Origin of the sequence: Micromonospora coxensis, from assembly GCF_900090295.1 — a bacterium.
GTDB classification, from domain to species: Bacteria; Actinomycetota; Actinomycetes; order Mycobacteriales; family Micromonosporaceae; genus Micromonospora; species Micromonospora coxensis.
The window spans coordinates 2,383,556-2,398,335 of the sequence record NZ_LT607753.1; the positions used below are offsets into that span (position 1 = coordinate 2,383,556).

The 14,780-nt window shown below is 74.7% G+C and carries 10 protein-coding genes; 2 read left to right on the forward strand and 8 right to left on the reverse strand.

Features of this window, described 5'->3' with window-relative positions; genetic code table 11:
* Positions 1–3: 3 nt before the first annotated feature.
* From GA0070614_RS10655 to prmC, 4 genes are all read right to left on the reverse strand, one after another.
* On the reverse strand, positions 4–2,121 hold the full coding sequence (locus tag GA0070614_RS10655; protein WP_088975808.1) for a transglycosylase domain-containing protein: 2,118 nt from the start codon (positions 2,119–2,121) through the stop codon (positions 4–6).
* A gap of 210 nt (positions 2,122–2,331) precedes the next feature.
* Positions 2,332–2,943 (reverse strand): arsenate reductase/protein-tyrosine-phosphatase family protein, encoded by a 612-nt coding sequence (locus GA0070614_RS10660; protein ID WP_088975809.1) that lies wholly within the window; start codon positions 2,941–2,943, stop codon positions 2,332–2,334.
* Complete coding sequence (locus tag GA0070614_RS10665) at positions 2,944–3,588, reverse strand: L-threonylcarbamoyladenylate synthase (RefSeq protein WP_088979361.1); 645 nt, start codon at positions 3,586–3,588, stop codon at positions 2,944–2,946. It lies immediately after the preceding gene.
* Positions 3,588–4,535 (reverse strand): peptide chain release factor N(5)-glutamine methyltransferase, encoded by a 948-nt coding sequence (gene prmC, locus GA0070614_RS10670; protein WP_088975810.1) that lies wholly within the window; start codon positions 4,533–4,535, stop codon positions 3,588–3,590. The genes GA0070614_RS10665 and prmC overlap by 1 nt, the downstream gene beginning before the upstream one ends.
* A gap of 75 nt (positions 4,536–4,610) precedes the next feature.
* Between prmC and GA0070614_RS10675 the strand changes: the two genes are divergently transcribed.
* Positions 4,611–6,155, forward strand: coding sequence for a GGDEF domain-containing protein (locus GA0070614_RS10675; RefSeq protein WP_088975811.1), 1,545 nt, complete (start codon positions 4,611–4,613; stop codon positions 6,153–6,155).
* 163 nt (positions 6,156–6,318) lie between these two features.
* On the opposite strand, the gene prfA is transcribed toward GA0070614_RS10675, so the two are convergent.
* The gene (gene prfA / locus GA0070614_RS10680) at positions 6,319–7,407 is read right to left on the reverse strand and encodes a peptide chain release factor 1 (protein WP_088975812.1); all 1,089 of its coding nucleotides are present in this window, start codon (positions 7,405–7,407) and stop codon (positions 6,319–6,321) included.
* A 123-nt stretch (positions 7,408–7,530) separates the two neighbouring features.
* Complete coding sequence (rpmE, locus tag GA0070614_RS10685; RefSeq protein WP_088975813.1) at positions 7,531–7,755, reverse strand: 50S ribosomal protein L31; 225 nt, start codon at positions 7,753–7,755, stop codon at positions 7,531–7,533.
* A 236-nt stretch (positions 7,756–7,991) separates the two neighbouring features.
* Here rpmE and GA0070614_RS10690 point away from each other — a divergent pair, with 236 nt between their 5' ends.
* Entirely contained in the window at positions 7,992–8,927 is a 936-nt protein-coding gene (locus tag GA0070614_RS10690) for a phosphatase domain-containing protein (protein WP_231933605.1), read from the forward strand.
* 81 nt (positions 8,928–9,008) lie between these two features.
* Here the strand turns inward: GA0070614_RS10690 and GA0070614_RS10695 are convergent, their stop codons facing one another.
* Both GA0070614_RS10695 and rho read right to left on the reverse strand, forming a co-directional pair.
* Positions 9,009–12,494, reverse strand: a complete 3,486-nt coding sequence (locus GA0070614_RS10695) for a phosphodiester glycosidase family protein (RefSeq protein ID WP_088975815.1) — start codon at positions 12,492–12,494, stop codon at positions 9,009–9,011.
* Between the two features lie 140 nt (positions 12,495–12,634).
* The gene (gene rho, locus GA0070614_RS10700; RefSeq protein WP_088975816.1) at positions 12,635–14,731 is read right to left on the reverse strand and encodes a transcription termination factor Rho; all 2,097 of its coding nucleotides are present in this window, start codon (positions 14,729–14,731) and stop codon (positions 12,635–12,637) included.
* Between the last annotated feature and the right edge of the window lie 49 nt (positions 14,732–14,780).

The window sequence follows — 14,780 nt, forward strand, 5'->3', positions numbered from 1 at the left end:
CGGTCAGTTGCCGTCGCGGGGGCCGCCGACGCGGTAGGCGACCGCCTCGCTGGGCGGGACGAAGTCGCGCACCGGCTGCTCGCGCAGGGACTGGTCCAGGATCTCCCCGATCGCCGCGACCATCCGGCTCTGCACCGTCCGGCCGACCGGGTCGCGCGGGTCGTCGGGGTTGGCGGCGATCTGGGCGACCACGAGTTGCGGGGTGAAGGCCACCACCGACGTCGTCTCGTTCCGCTCCGAGGTGCCGGTCTTGCCGGCCACCGGCCGGCCGAGCGCCCGGCGCAGCCGCTCCGCCGTCCCGCCGTCGCAGCGGCCGTACATGGACTGGTCGCCGACCGGGCAACGGGCCGCGTCGGCCGCCGCCCGGGCCACGTCCGTGTCGACGACCTGCCGGCAGTCCGGACGCCCGGCGGCCACCTCCTGCCCGGCGCTGTCGGTGATCGACAGGACCGGCAGCGGGGCGCACCAGGTGCCCTCGGCCGCCACGGTGGCGTACGCGTTGGCGAGGTCGAGCGGGGTGGTGGAGGAGACCCCGAGGGTGAACGCGCCCCAGTCCCGGGCGCCGCCACGGGCCAGTTCGGCGTCACCGTCGGCGCGGAACACGATGCCCAGCCGCTGGGCCATCTCCACCACCTTCTCCGCCCCGACCCGCTCGGCCAGCCAGGCGAAGTAGGTGTTCACCGAGCGGCCGAAGGCGGTCCACATGCTGTGGTAGCCGTCCATGTACGACGGGGAGGCGTTGACCGGGCACCACTGGCCCCCGCAGCTCGCCCGTCCCTCGTCGGCCGGGAAGCGGGTGAGGATCCGGCTGGGGGCGTGGAAGCCGGTCTCCAGCGGTAGCCCCGACTCCAGCGCGGCCAGCAGGGTGAACAGCTTGAACGTCGACCCGGCCTGGTAGCCGTCGATGCCGTTGCCGCCGCCGACGAGCTGGTTGACCGTGTTCGGGTGGTTCTTCCACCCGGGTGGGTTGCCGGCCACGCTGTAGTTCCGGTTGACCGCCATGGCCAGCACCCGGCCGGTGCCGGGCTGGACCACCGCCGTGGGCACCGCGTGCCGCTCGTCGCGGTCGTAGATGTCGAGCACCTGCCGCATGGCGGCCTGCTGCACGTCGGGGTCGAGCGAGGAGACGATCCGGAAGCCGCCGCGGCGCAGGGTGTCCTGCCGTTCCGGAGCCGACCCGCCGAAGGCCGGCTGGGCGCTCCACCACTGGGTGAACCAGTCGCAGAAGAACCCCCAGTCGTTGCGCTCCGCCGGCACAGCGGTGCAGTCGTTCGGCGTCTCGCTGGGCCGCAACTCCAGCGGGGCCTCCTTGGCCCGCGCCGCGTCGTCCGGCGGCACCTGTCCCAGCTCCACCAGCCGGTCCAGCACGTAGCCGCGGCGGCCCAGTGCGGCGTCGGCGTCGCCGTTGATCGGGTCGTCGGTGTCGGGCGAGCGGACCAGGCCGGCCAGCAGGGCCGCCTGGGCGAGCGTGAGCTGGGCGGGTGGGATCGAGAAGTAGCGCTTGCTGGCCGCGGCGATCCCGTACGCCCCGGCGCCGAAATAGGCGATGTTGAGGTAGCGCTTGAGGATCTCGTCCTTGCTCAGCCCCCGCTCCAGCGCGAGGGCGTACCGCATCTCCCGGATCTTGCGGGCGGCGGTGATCTCGGTGGCCGCCTGGCGCTGCTCTTTGGTCAGCCGGGGGTCGCCCGCCAGCACGTTGCGCACGTACTGCATGGTCAGCGTGGAGGCGCCCTGCCGGGCGACGCCGTCCCGTCGGTTGTTGGTGAAGGCGCGCACCACGCCCCGGACGTCCACCCCCTTGTGCTGGTGGAACCGGGCGTCCTCGGCGGCCACGATGGCCTGCCGCATCACCGGGGCCACCTTGTCCAGCGGCACGTCCACCCGGTCCTCGGTGTAGAAGGACGTGATCAGGGTGCGGCCGTCGTTGGCGTACAGGTTCGACCGCTGGATCGTCGGTGGCTTGCGCAGGCTCTCCGGCAGTTCGGAGTACGGCAGGGCGAACGCGCCGAAGCCGATCCCGAACACCAGCGCGGCCGGCAGGGCCGCCACCGCCAGCACCAGCCCGGCGAGCACGCCGGCGATCACCACGGTGAACAACTTGTCGAGATGGGCCCGGATCATCAGCTCTCCCCGCAGGAGCCGGCAGGACCCGTCCAGAATGACCCGCTATGCCTCTTCCGCCCTCACGTTTCCCCAGATCCGGAGGAAATTCGCGAGCGGGACGCGGCGCGCAGCGCCGGACACGCCGCCCCCGGTCACCCGGGAGGGTGGTCGGCCGATCCGGCCGGCTCGTGCCGCCGCCGGGCCACCGGCCACGACGCCGGCCGCCGGTCAGGGCAGCAGGGCCGCCGTGAGCGGGTGGACGGTCTCCTCGATCTCGTCGGCGACCCGGCTGAAGCACTGGTCGCCCCGCCCCCACGGGTCGTCCAGGTCGTCCGAGTGCAGCGGGGACGCCCCCTCGCGGGCCGCGTCGGCGGCCGCCACCAGCGCCACGCCCCGGGCGTACACGGCGTCGGGGGTGGGCTGCGCCGCCGGCAGGGCGGCGGCGTCGACCAGCCCGAGCAGCCGGCCGAACTCACCGAGCACGAAGGTGCGGGCGGCGGCGTCCGGACGCAGCGCCACCACGTACTCCTGCTGGTCGGCGGTGGCGGTGAGGACGAGGTCCGCGGCGTCGATCAGATCCGAGCGCAGCTTGCGGGCGGCGAAGCCGTCGACGTCACCGCCACGGGCGAGCACCTGGCGGGCGGCCGGCGGGTTCATCTCCTCGCCGGCGTGCCAGCCACCGGTGCCCGCGCTGTGACTGTGCAGCAGCTCGTCGGCGCGGGCCGGATCGACGCCGAGCCGGTCCAGCCGCTGGCGGACGGCCAGCGCCAGCAGCCGCTCGGCCATCGGGGACCGGCAGATGTTGCCCATGCAGACGTGCAGGACGGTGAACGGCGGCACTCAGGCCCCCTGCTGGTCGAGGATGTCCGGGACGACGTCCCGCAGCTTGTCCAGACCGATCGCGCCGAGGCGCAGCACCCGCGGCACCTCGTTGGTGAGGTCGACGATCGTGCTCGGCACCGGATCCGGGCAGGGCCCGGCCTCCAGGTAGGCGCGGACCTGGTACCCGAGCTGGTCGCGTGCCTCCTCGGCGGTCAGCGCGGCCGGCTGGCCGGCCTTGTTGGCCGACGCGACCGCCATCGGGCCGGTCTCCCGCAGCACCTCCAGCGCGACCGGGTGCAGCGGCATCCGCACCGCCACCGTGCCGCTGGCGTCGCCCAGGTCCCAGGCCAGGCTCGGCGAGTGCTCCACGACGATCGTCAGCGCCCCCGGCCAGAACGCCTCGACCAGGTCGCGGGCCGCGCGGGGCAGCGAGAAGACCAGGCCGTCGAGGGTGTGCCGGGAGCCGATCAGCACCGGCGGCGCCTGCCGGGTGCCGCCCTTGGCGTCGGCCAGGGCCTTGACCGCGTACGGGGTGAAGGCGTCCGCCCCGACCCCGTAGACCGTGTCCGTCGGCAGGACGACCAGCTCGCCGTTCTTGACCGCCTCGACGGCAGCGGCGATGCCGCGGTCCCGGTCGGCGGGCGACCGACAGTCGTAGAGCATCACGAGGAGCCAGTCTGCCACGCCGGGGCGGCGCCGGGGCGGGGGCCGTCCGCCCGGCGGGACGCGGTGGCGAACCGGGCCCGGCCGGCCAGGTCGCGGTGCTCCTCGACCTCGGCGTACCGGCCGTCGGCGGCGAGCAGCGCCGGCACCGCCGCGCCGTGCGTGTCGTCGTGCTCGACGCCCAGCCCACCGCCGGGGCGCAGCAGCTCGGCCGCGCGCGACAGCACCGGCCGGATCACGTCCAGGCCGTCCGCCCCGCCGAAGACCGCCTCGTCCGGGTCGTGCCCGGCCACCTCCGGCGGTACGACCACCGCGCGCGGTACGTACGGCGGGTTGCAGAGCAGCACGTCGACCCGGCCGACCAGGGCGGCCAGCAGCCGCGGATCGGTGACGTCGGCGGCGACCACCTCGATCGACCGGTCCCCCGCCGCGGCCCGCTCGGCGGCGTTGCGCCGCAGCCACGCCAGCGCGGCCGGCGAGCGCTCCACGGCCACCACCCGCGCCGCCGGCACCTCCTGGGCCACCGCCAGGGCGATCGCGCCGGAGCCGGAGCACAGGTCGACCACCAGCGGGTCGGGCCGGCGCCGGGCCCGGTCGATCCCCCAGCCGGCGAGCAGCTCGGTCTCCGGGCGGGGCGTGAACACCCCCGGCCCGACGGCCAGCTCCAGGTGCCGGAAGCCGGCCCGGCCGGTCAGGTGCTGCAACGGCTCCCGCCCGGCCCGGCGGGCCACCAGCGCCTCGAACCGGTCCCGCTGGCCGGGGTCGAAGCCGTCGGCGAGCGCCAGCCGCCCCCGGGGCACGTCCAGCACGTACGCGGCGAGCTGCTCGGCCTCCGCCCGGGCCGAGGCGACCCCGGCGTCGGCGAGGACCCGGGCGGCGCGGGCCACGGCCAGTGAAGGCCGCTCGCGTTCTGTCCCTTCGGAGGGGTGGCGCGGCAGGGAGGTCACGACATAATCATGAAGCGTCGCGGCCCCCACCACGAGCGGGTGCGTCCCGACGCACACCGACAGGGAGGTTGGCAGGTGGCGTGGCTCGACCGGGTCGACGACCAGGTTGACGCTCTCCAACGCTCCCGGGCGTTGCAGGAGGCGAGCCGCTCGGCCGAGGCGTGCGGGCTGCTCGACCGGGTGCTGCGCACCACCGACGACCCGAACGCCCGGGCCGACGCGTCGGTCCAGCGGCTCTGCGCACTGATCAATCTCGGCCGCACGGCGGAGTTCACCCGGGCCATCGAGGAGGCCTCCGACGCCGTCCGCGACCTGCCGGAGCCGTACCTGCACGGGCACCTCAACGCGCTGGCCGCGCTGGCCGCACACCACCAGGGCGCGCTGGACCGCTGCGTCACCCATCTGGTCCGGGCCGCCCGGGCGCTCGGCGCGGCCGAGGAGGAGGACCGGGACACCGCCTGGGGCTGGCACGACCTGGCGATGGCGTACTCCTACCTGAGCTTCCACGGTTACGCGCTCGGCGCGATCGAGCGGGCCCGCCAGCACGGGCTGGCCGCCGGGCTCCCCGAGGAGGTCTTCGCCGCGCCGGGCATTCGGCTGCGCAACGCGGTCGCCCTCGACCACAACGGCGACAGCGACGGCTGCCTGCGGGTGCTCCGGGACATCGCCATCGACCTGGCCCGGTTCGTCCGCGACGGGCGCAGCGACCGGCTGCGCCCCAGCAGTCTGGCCGCGTACGGCTACGCGGCGGCCCGTCGCGCGGCCCTCGGCGACCCGGTGGAGAGCGGCACGCAGTCCGACCCGGTCCGCCTGCTCGGCCACGGCGGGGACAGCGCCCGGGCCCGGGACATGCGCCAGCTCGGGCAGATCTGCCTGGCGATCGCCGGCGGCCGGCCGATCGAGGCGATCACCCGCCTGGACAGCGCCCGGGTCTCCAACGAGACGCTCGGGGCGGCCGAGCCGTCCCGGCTGCGCAGCATCGCCTTCGCCCGGGCGGGCGACCACGCCGCCGCGCACCGGGCCGACCGGATGGCGTTCCGCCTCGCCGCCCAGCGCAACGACCGGCTGCGCGACGTCTACATCGACGGCATCGCCGCCCGCATCGACCACGAGGAGATGCGCCGCGAGGCCGCCCGGTACGAGGGCGAGGCGCTCACCGACCCGCTGACCGGCCTGCCCAACCGCCGCCGGCTGGAGCGCTACGTCGCCTCGGTGACGGCCCGGGGCGAGCGGGTGGTGATCGGCGTCTGCGACCTGGACGGCTTCAAGGCGGTCAACACCCACCACGGCCACCACTCCGGCGACCTGGTCCTGCAACGCATCGCCGGGGTGATCAACCGGGTGATGCGCCGGGGCGACTTCGTGGCCCGCTACGGCGGGGACGAGTTCGTCGTGGTGCTGTCCGGGGCCGGGATGACCGAGGCCGCCGAGGTGGCCCGGCGCATCGACGCCGCGGTGCGCACCGAGGACTGGGAGTCACTGGTGCCCGGCACCCCGGTCGGGGTGAGCATCGGCTTCGCCGAGGTCGAGGGCGGGGCGGCCCGGGAAGCGCTCGGCGCGGCGTTCGAGACCGCCGACCGGGAGATGCTGCGCGCCAAACACCGCCCCCACGCCTCCTGACCCCCACCCCACCACCGCGCCCTCAAATCCCCCACCCCACCACCGCGCCCTGCCGAGGCGCCTCTTTCAGAGAAAGAGTGGCTATTCCGCGCGGAATAGCCACTCTTTCTCTGAAAGTGCGGACGGGGTGGGGCCGTGCGGGGTGGGGTGGGGTGGGGTGGGGTCAGCGGCGGGTGAGTTCGGGGTCGCCGGCCAGGCGGGCGGCGCGGTCGGCCTCGGCGAGGGCGTCCAGGACGCCGTCCAGGTCACCGGCGAGGGCCAGGTCCAGGTTGTACGCCGTGTAGCCGATGCGGTGGTCGGTGATCCGGTTCTGCGGGAAGTTGTAGGTGCGGATCCGCTCCGAGCGGTCCACCGTGCGCACCTGCGCCTTGCGGGCGTCGGAGGCGGCGGCGTCGGCCTGCTCCTGGGCCACCGCGAGCAGCCGGGCGCGCAGGATGCGCATCGCCTGCTCACGGTTCTGCAACTGGGACTTCTCGTTCTGGCAGGAGACCACGACACCGGTCGGCAGGTGGGTGATCCGGACCGCCGAGTCGGTCGTGTTGACCGACTGCCCGCCCGGCCCCGACGAGCGGAACACGTCGATGCGCAGGTCGTTCGGGTCGATGGTGACGTCGACGTCCTCGGCCTCGGGGAGCACGAGCACGCCGGCGGCGCTGGTGTGGATGCGCCCCTGCGACTCGGTGACCGGGACGCGCTGCACCCGGTGCACGCCCCCCTCCCACTTGAGCCGGGACCAGACCCCGTTGCCACCCTCGGGGACGCCCTTGGTCTTGATGGCCAGCGAGACGTCCTTGACCCCGCCCAGGTCGGAGTCCTGCGCGTCGATCACCTCGGTGAGCCAGCCACGACGCTCGGCGTACCGGGTGTACATCCGCAGCAGGTCCCCGGCGAAGAGCGCCGACTCCTCACCGCCCTCGCCGGCCTTGATCTCGATGATCACGTCCTTGGCGTCGTGCGGGTCGCGCGGGATGAGCAGCTCGGCCAGACGCTCCTCCAGCGCCGGCAGGGTGCCCGCGATCGCGTCGGCCTCGGCGGCGAAGGACGGGTCCTCCGCGGCCAGTTCCCGGGCCGCGGCCAGGTCGGCGCGGGCCTGCTCCAGCTCACCGGCGGCCTTGTGCAGCGGCACCAGTTCGGCGTACCGGCGGCCGACCCGGCGGGCGGTGCCCTGGTCGGCGTGGATGGCCGGGTCGGCCAGCCGCTTCTCCAACTCCGCGTACTCGTCGAGGAGGGCGGCCAGACGCTCGCTGCTCATGCGGGGGTGCTCCTTCGACGATCGGGCGGACGGGGCGAGCTGCTGGTCGGACGACCAGAAAGGGGACAGAACGGACGACGCCCGCGCCCGGCACGGAGCCGGACACGGGCGTCGTCGGGAAAGCTACTTGGCCTTCTTCGCCTGAACCTTGGCGTACTTCTGCTGGAACTTGGCGACCCGGCCGGCGGTGTCGAGGACGCGCTGCTTACCGGTGTAGAACGGGTGGCAGGCGCTGCAGGTCTCGACGTGGATGGCGCCGCCCTTGGCGGTGCTGCGGGTCGTGAAGGTGTTACCGCAGGAGCAGGAGACCTCGGTGGTCACGTACTCCGGGTGGATGTTGGGCTTCATGTCGCCTCGGTCCTCTCGTCGGTGGTCGCCGGGTCGCCGCTGATCTCCCCGTCGCCTGGTGCGCGACGGACTCGGGCGTGAACCGGAACCGGTGGCCGATTGACCAGTGTGCCATGGGCGTGAGCCGACCCGTCAGGCGGGCCGCACGATCGGTCCGCACACGCCAACGCCCGGCGCACCTGCCGCATTCCCACTGCCCGGGAGCAGCATTCACGGCGGCGGCGTACGGTGGGGACGTGCCCGATTCGTCCCCGATCCGCAGCGGGACGGGCAGGACGCCCCGTCTGGTCGCCACCCGAGGGTTGCCCGCCTCCGGCAAGACCACCTTCGCCCGTACGCTCCAGCCGGCCGTGGTCCGGGTCAACCGGGACGACCTGCGCCGGATGCTGCACGGCGAGCGGCTCTTCACCCAACGCGCCGAGTACCAGGTGACGCTCGTGCAGCGGGCCCAGGTGGAGGCCCTGCTGGGCTCCGGGGCCAGCGTCTGCGTCGACGACACCAACCTGCGCTCGCGCACCCTGCGCGAGTGGGCCGACCTGGCCGCCCGCCACGGCGCGCGGTTCGAGGTGCACGACTTCACCGACGTGCCGCTGGACGAGTGCCTGCGCCGCGACGCCGCGCGCGCCGAGGGCGACCGGGTCGGCGAGGCGGCCATCCGCCGGCTGCACGAGCGCTACCTGGCCCACCGGCCGCTGCCGTTGCCGGTGCCCACGGCCCGCACCGGCCGGCCCGCCGAGGTGGCCACCGCGCCGTCCGGACCACCGGAGATCGTGCTGGTCGACATCGACGGCACGGTCGCGCTGACCGTCTCGCGCAGCCCGTACGACATGACCCGGGTCGGCGAGGACGCGCCGAACGAGGCGGTGATCGCGGCGGTCCGGGCGATGCACGCCGCCGGGTACGGGGTGGTCTTCTGCTCGGGCCGGGACGCCTCCGCCCGCGAGGCGACGGTGGCCTGGCTGGACCGGCACGTCCGGGTGCCGTACCTCGGGCTGCACCTGCGCGCGGTGGGCGACCGGCGCAAGGACGCCGTGGTGAAGCAGGAGATCTACGAACGCGAGGTGCGCGACCGCTACCGGGTGGCCGGCGTCTTCGACGACCGGCAGCAGGTGGTGCGGATGTGGCGCTCGCTGGGACTGACCGTCTTCCAGGTCGCCGAGGGCGACTTCTGAGCCGGTGGGCCGGCGGGGGTGACCCCGCCGGCCCACCCGGGTGACCGGGCACGCGTCGCACCCGCGCGCCCCGGACACCCGTCAGGCGGCGGGAGCCTCCCCCTGGTCCACCGCCGTCACCGCGACCGTCGCCTCGGCGCGCACGCCGTTGACGGTCACCGCCAGCACCACCGACGCGCCCGGCCGCAACGCGGTCAGCTCCCCGGTCGCCGGGTCGAAGCGCGCCACGTGCCACGGCTTCACCCCGGCCGCCGACCCGACGTGCACCGACGGTGAGGCCGACCAGTCCGCGCTCACCGGCGCCGCCACCGGCACGGTCCGGCCGCCGGGCTGGGTCAGCGTCGCCGTCACCCGGGCCGGGGCGCCCACCGCGACGGTGGCCGGGGCGGTCACCGCCAGCCGGTCGACGTGCGGGTGGAACTCGACGGCGACCCAGCGCGGCCCTTCGGCGAGCGGGTCGCGCCGGGCCCGGTCGGCCTCGGCCGGGGTGACCGGGTCGACGCCGACCTCCGTCCAGCCGGTGAAGCCACCGAGCTGCGCCGGGGTGGACGGGTTCTTGCCGGCGTTGCCGTTGATCACGTACGGCACCCCGTCGACCCGGTCGGCGTGGAAGGTGCCGACGTGCCCGCCGACGAAGAGCGCGCCCTTGCCGGTGCGGTGCTGGAAGTCGGCGAGCCACTGCTCCAGCAGCGCCGCCTCCTTGCGGTCGGTGAGCTGGCTGGCCTTCGCCGGGCTCGGGTCGCGCGGCGGGTGGTGGTGCAGCACCACGACCGAGCCGACCGCCGGGTCCCCGGCGGCGGAGTCGAGCGCCTCGCGCAGCATCCGCACCTGGTCGAAGCCGCCGCCGCGCAGCGTGCCAGTGGCCGAGTTCAGCATGACGAACCGGGTGCCCCGGTGGTCGAGGACCCGGTGCGTGGCACCGAAGACGGCCCGGAAGTTGTCGATCGGCGCGCCCATGATCTCGTGGTTGCCGGGGACGTAGTACCAGGGCACCTCGCCGCCCAGCTCCTCGTCGAGCAGCCGCTTCGCCAGCGCGAAGTCGGCCGGGTACGCGGTGTCCACGAAGTCCCCGTCGACGACCAGGAGGTCGGGGTCGGCGGCCCGGACCTCGCGCAGCGTACGGCGGGCCTGGGCGACCAGGTCGCTGTCGGGGTCGGCGGCGACGAACTGGGCGTCGGACATGACCGCGAAGCGCCAGGGCGCGCCGTCGACGGTGCCGTCGCGCAGCACCACCCGGTCGGTGCGGGCCGGCTCGGCGGGTACGTCCACAGTGGGTGGCACCTTCGCCACCAGGTCGTCGACGATCACCTCGCTGGTGTACTGCGCCTCCGGCCGCGTCTCGGCCACGTAGAACCGGCGCACCCGCAGCGGGTACTGCACCCCGGCCGGGACGGCGAACTCGACGTACCGCCAGCCGCTCCAGGTGACCAGTGGGCCGCGCAGCACGTGCTGGGTGTCCTGCGCGTCGTGCAGGTGCAGGCTGGGCCACTCCCCGGTGCCGTTGCCGTGGATCCACATCCCGAACGCCTGCGGCTGGCCGGGCACCGGGATCCAGGCCGGCGGGTCGGCGTACGCGGCCCGGGTGCCGGTCGAGCGGCTGAAGTCGTACGACATCCGCAGCCCGGTGCCGGTGCGCCCGGGGGCGGGGGCGACCGAGCCGGCGGCCCGGGCCTGGCTGAACCGCCAGGACGCCGCGTCGTCGAAGCCGGCCACCGGCACGTCGGTCAGCCCGACGGTGACCGGCAGGACCGTGACGTGGTCGCCGACCCGGGCGGTGACCAGGGCCGAGCCGCTGTCGGTGCGCGCCTTCACCGACAGGTTGCCGTCGGCGGTGGGGGTGACCTCCAGCAGCTCACGGTCGTACTCCAGCCGCAGGTCGGCCGGCTCGATCGGGGCGGTGTTCCCCTCCGCGTCGTAGCCGACGACACCGAACAGGCCGGTGTCCCCGGCCCGGTTCAGCCCGACCCGGTCCACGGTGGAGTCGACCCGGGCCAGCGGGCCGAGCACGGTCAGGTCGAGGGTGCCGCTGGCGGCGTCCCGCCAGGCGGTGACGGTGCTCCGGCCGGGGGCGCCGGCGGTGAAGACGCCGTCGCGCACCGTGCCGTGCACCGCCGGGTTCGCCCGCCACCGGGGCGTGCCGGCCGCCGGGCCGTACGTCTCGTCGTGGCCGGCGGCGGTGAGCCGGCGGGTCAGGCCGGGGAAGACCCGGTCGGGGCGGCCACCCCGGACCGGGGCGACGCCGGGCGCGGCGGTCGGGTCGCTCGCGGTCTCCAGCCAGTACCCGGTGAGCCGGCCGCTGCCCTGCGGGGCGTAGACGGCCAGGCCGTTGGGCACGGCCCGTTCGACGCCGTCGGACGGGCTGTTCTCCACCTGCACGGCCGCCGCGCCGGGCTCCCGGGCGAGCAGGGTGGACGAGCCGCCACCGTCCAGGTTGAGCGCGTGGTGCGCGCCGAGTTCGGCCATCATCCGGCCCATCTCGGTCTGCGTGACGCCCCGGCTGTCCACCTGCCGGCCGTCCACGGTGAGCAGGATCATGCGCCGGCCGTCGGCGGAGAACCCGACCGCGGTGCGCGGGGCCAGGGTCGGGTCGGCGACGGACTGCACCACGCCGTCGCGGACCAGCACGTTGCCGCCACCGACGGCGGCGCGCAGCGGGCCGCCGTCGGAGGGCTTCGGCTGCCAGGTCAGGTCGACCGGGTCACCGGGGCGCAGCGCGGCCAGCGCGTCGGCGCCCGCGTCCCGGCCGAGCAGCACGGTGCTGCCGGCCGGGATCGGCCCCTCACCCGCCGCGCCGGCCACCGAGACGACCCGCCCGTCCCGGACGAGCACCTCGGCCACCCGGGCCGCCCCGGCGACCGCGCGCGCCCGGGGGTACGACCCCCAGAGCGCGGTGAAGACGCCGACGCCGCCGGCCTGCACCATGTTGTTGAACTGGGTCAGGCGCAGCGGTCCGGCGGGCAGCGTGGCGGTGCCGTCGAAGTGCACCTGCACCACCCGGCCGAGGCCGTCGGCGGTGATCGCGGCGGCGTTGTCGTGGCCGGCGACCGGCGACTGGACCAGCTCGCCGTCCTGGATGCCGACGCCCTGCGCCGCGCCGGAGTTGTTGATGTCGAAGAAGTCGCCGTTGACGGCGGCCACCGCGCGGGACCGGTCCACCGCGGCACGCAGCGGCTCGGCCTTCGCCACCGCGCCGGAGTTGACGTAGTCGACCCGCAGCCCGCCGCCGAGGTCGGCGGTGAGCGCGTCGGCGCGCAACCAGCCGGCCGCGTCGTACCGGTCGAAGGAGGTCAGGTGCAGCCCCGGCGCGACCGGCCGGGTGGTCCGTTCGGTCTCCAGGCCACCGGCCGGCTCGACGCCGGTGGTCGTCGCGGTCGTGGCGACGCCGGCGGCCGGGTCGCGGGCCAGCGTGACCGAACCGGCGGGGTGTGACGAGGAGCGGGGGGCGTCCTCGGCGGCGGTGCCGACGCCGGGGTCGGCCGCCGCGACCGGTACGGGCCCGGCCAGGCTGATCAGCGGCGTCAGCAGCAGGACGCCGGCGAGATGGGCGGTACGACTGCGGGTGCGCATGGACGACAGTCAACCCGAAGGCGAACAGGAGTTTCAATACTTCACGCTGAACTGAAGGAAAACTTCAGGCCACCCGGGCCCCGGTACGCGGAAGGGCACGACCGGCGACCGGTCGTGCCCTTCCGTCGTCTCGGCCCGGACTACTCGCCCGGCGTCGACTTCGCGATCTGCATCAGGAACTCGATGTTGGTGCGGGACTGCTTGAGCCGGTCCAGCAGCAGGTCGAGCGCCGCCTGCGAGTCCAGCGAGTGCAGCACCTTGCGGAGCTTGTGCACGATGGCCAGCTCCTCCGGCGCGAGCAGGATCTCCTCCTTGCGCGTGCCGGACGGGTGGATGTCGATGGCCGGGAAGGTCCGCTTGTCGGCGATCTTCCGGTCCAGCTTCAGCTCCGCGTTACCGGTGCCCTTGAACTCCTCGAAGATGACCGTGTCCGCCATGGACCCGGTCTCCACCAGCGCGGTGGCGAGGATGGTCAGCGAGCCGCCGTTCTCGATGTTGCGGGCCGCACCCAGGAAGCGCTTCGGCGGGTACAGCGCGGTGGAGTCGATACCACCCGACATGATCCGGCCGCTGGCCGGCGCCGCCAGGTTGTACGACCGCCCGAGCCGGGTCACCGAGTCGAGCAGCACGACGACGTCGTGGCCCAGCTCGACCAGGCGCTTGGCCCGCTCGATCGCCAGCTCCGCCACCGTGGTGTGGTCCTGCGGCGGACGGTCGAACGTGGCCGCGATGACCTCGCCCTTCACCGACCGCTGCATGTCGGTGACCTCTTCGGGCCGCTCGTCCACCAGCACCACCATCAGGTGGCACTCCGGGTTGTTGTGCGTGATCGCGTTCGCGATCGCCTGCAGCACCATGGTCTTACCGGCCTTCGGCGGCGACACGATCAGCGCGCGCTGCCCCTTGCCGATCGGCATGACCAGGTCGATCACCCGGGTGGTGAGGATGTGCGGCTCGGTCTCCAGCCGCAGCCGCTCCTGCGGGTAGAGCGGGGTGAGCTTGTAGAACTCGGGACGGCGCTTGGCCTCGTCCGGCTCCATGCCGTTGATGGTGTCCAGGCGGACCAGCGGGTTGTACTTGTCCCGCCGCTGCTCGCCGTCACGGGCGGCCCGCACCGCACCGGTGATCGCGTCACCACGGCGCAGGCCGTACTTCTTGATCTGCGACATGGAGACGTACACGTCGTTCGGGCCGGCCAGGTAGCCGGTGGTCCGGACGAAGGCGTAGTTGTCGAGCACGTCGATGATGCCGGCCACCGGGACGAGCACGTCGTCCTCGCCGACCTGCGGCTCGCGGCCGCCACCGTCGTTGCCGCCCTCGGCCCGCTCGCCCCGGCCCCGCCGGCGGTCACGGAAACGGCTGCGCCGGCCACGCCGGCCGCCGCCCTCGCCGTCCTCGTCGGAGTCGTCGACACGCTGCGTCCGGTCGCCACCGCGGTCGTTGCGGTCGCCCCGGTCGTTGCGGTCACCCCGGTCGTTGCGGTCGCCGCGCTCGGCCCGCTCGTTGCGGTCACCGCCCCGCTCGGCCCGCTCGCCCCGGTCGTTACGGTCACCACGGTCACCGCGCTCGGCCCGGTCACCCCGGTCGTTGCGCTCACCGCGCTCGACCCGGTCACCACGCTCGCCGCGCTCGGCCCGGTCCCCACGCTCGGTCCGCTCGCCGCGCTCGGCACGGTCACCACGGTCACCGCGCTCGGCCCGGTCCCCACGATCGGCCCGCTCGGCCCGGTCGCCGCGCTCGGCGCGGTCGGCGCGGTCCCGGCCACCTCGACCCTCGCCGCGCTCGGCGCGCTCGCCCGTCTCGGGGGCGGCCTCCTCGGTCCGGGTCTCGGCCGTCCGGGTCTCGGTCGCGGCGGCCCGGCTGCGCCGGGTCCGGGTACGCCCCTCGGGCTCCCCGGCGGCGGCCGGAGCCTGCTCAGCGGGGCGCTCGGCGGTCTCGCGCACCTCGGCGTGGACCTCTTCCCGGGCCGGGGCGGTCGCGGCCGCGACCTCGGCCCGCGGTCGAGGGGTGCCGGTGGCGGCGCCGCCCTGCTGCCGCTCGGAGATCGCGCTGATCAGCTCGCCCTTGCGCATGCGAGCCGTACCGGAGATGCCGAGCGACGCGGCCAGGCTCTGGAGCTCCGGCAGCAGCATCGCCGACAGGCCGGTACCGCTGCGCCGACGACGGGCAGGGGCGGCAGTGGTGGCATCGCCAGCGACGTTGGAAACATCCGACGTCACGTCGGTGGTGTCGCTCAATGGATTCCTTCCCTCGATAGGCCGGGACTGCCCGGAGTCGACAAGCTCA

What these genes read in the sequence shown, in the direction of transcription:
- GA0070614_RS10655 (WP_088975808.1), bottom strand. Translation starts at nt 2,121, where the DNA reads ATGATCCGGGCCCATCTCGACAAGTTGTTCACCGTGGTGATCGCCGGC.
- rpmE (WP_088975813.1), bottom strand. Translation starts at nt 7,755, where the DNA reads ATGAAGCCCAACATCCACCCGGAGTACGTGACCACCGAGGTCTCCTGC.
- prfA (WP_088975812.1), bottom strand. Translation starts at nt 7,407, where the DNA reads ATGAGCAGCGAGCGTCTGGCCGCCCTCCTCGACGAGTACGCGGAGTTG.
- GA0070614_RS10665 (WP_088979361.1), bottom strand. Translation starts at nt 3,588, where the DNA reads ATGCTCTACGACTGTCGGTCGCCCGCCGACCGGGACCGCGGCATCGCC.
- GA0070614_RS10695 (WP_088975815.1), bottom strand. Translation starts at nt 12,494, where the DNA reads ATGCGCACCCGCAGTCGTACCGCCCATCTCGCCGGCGTCCTGCTGCTG.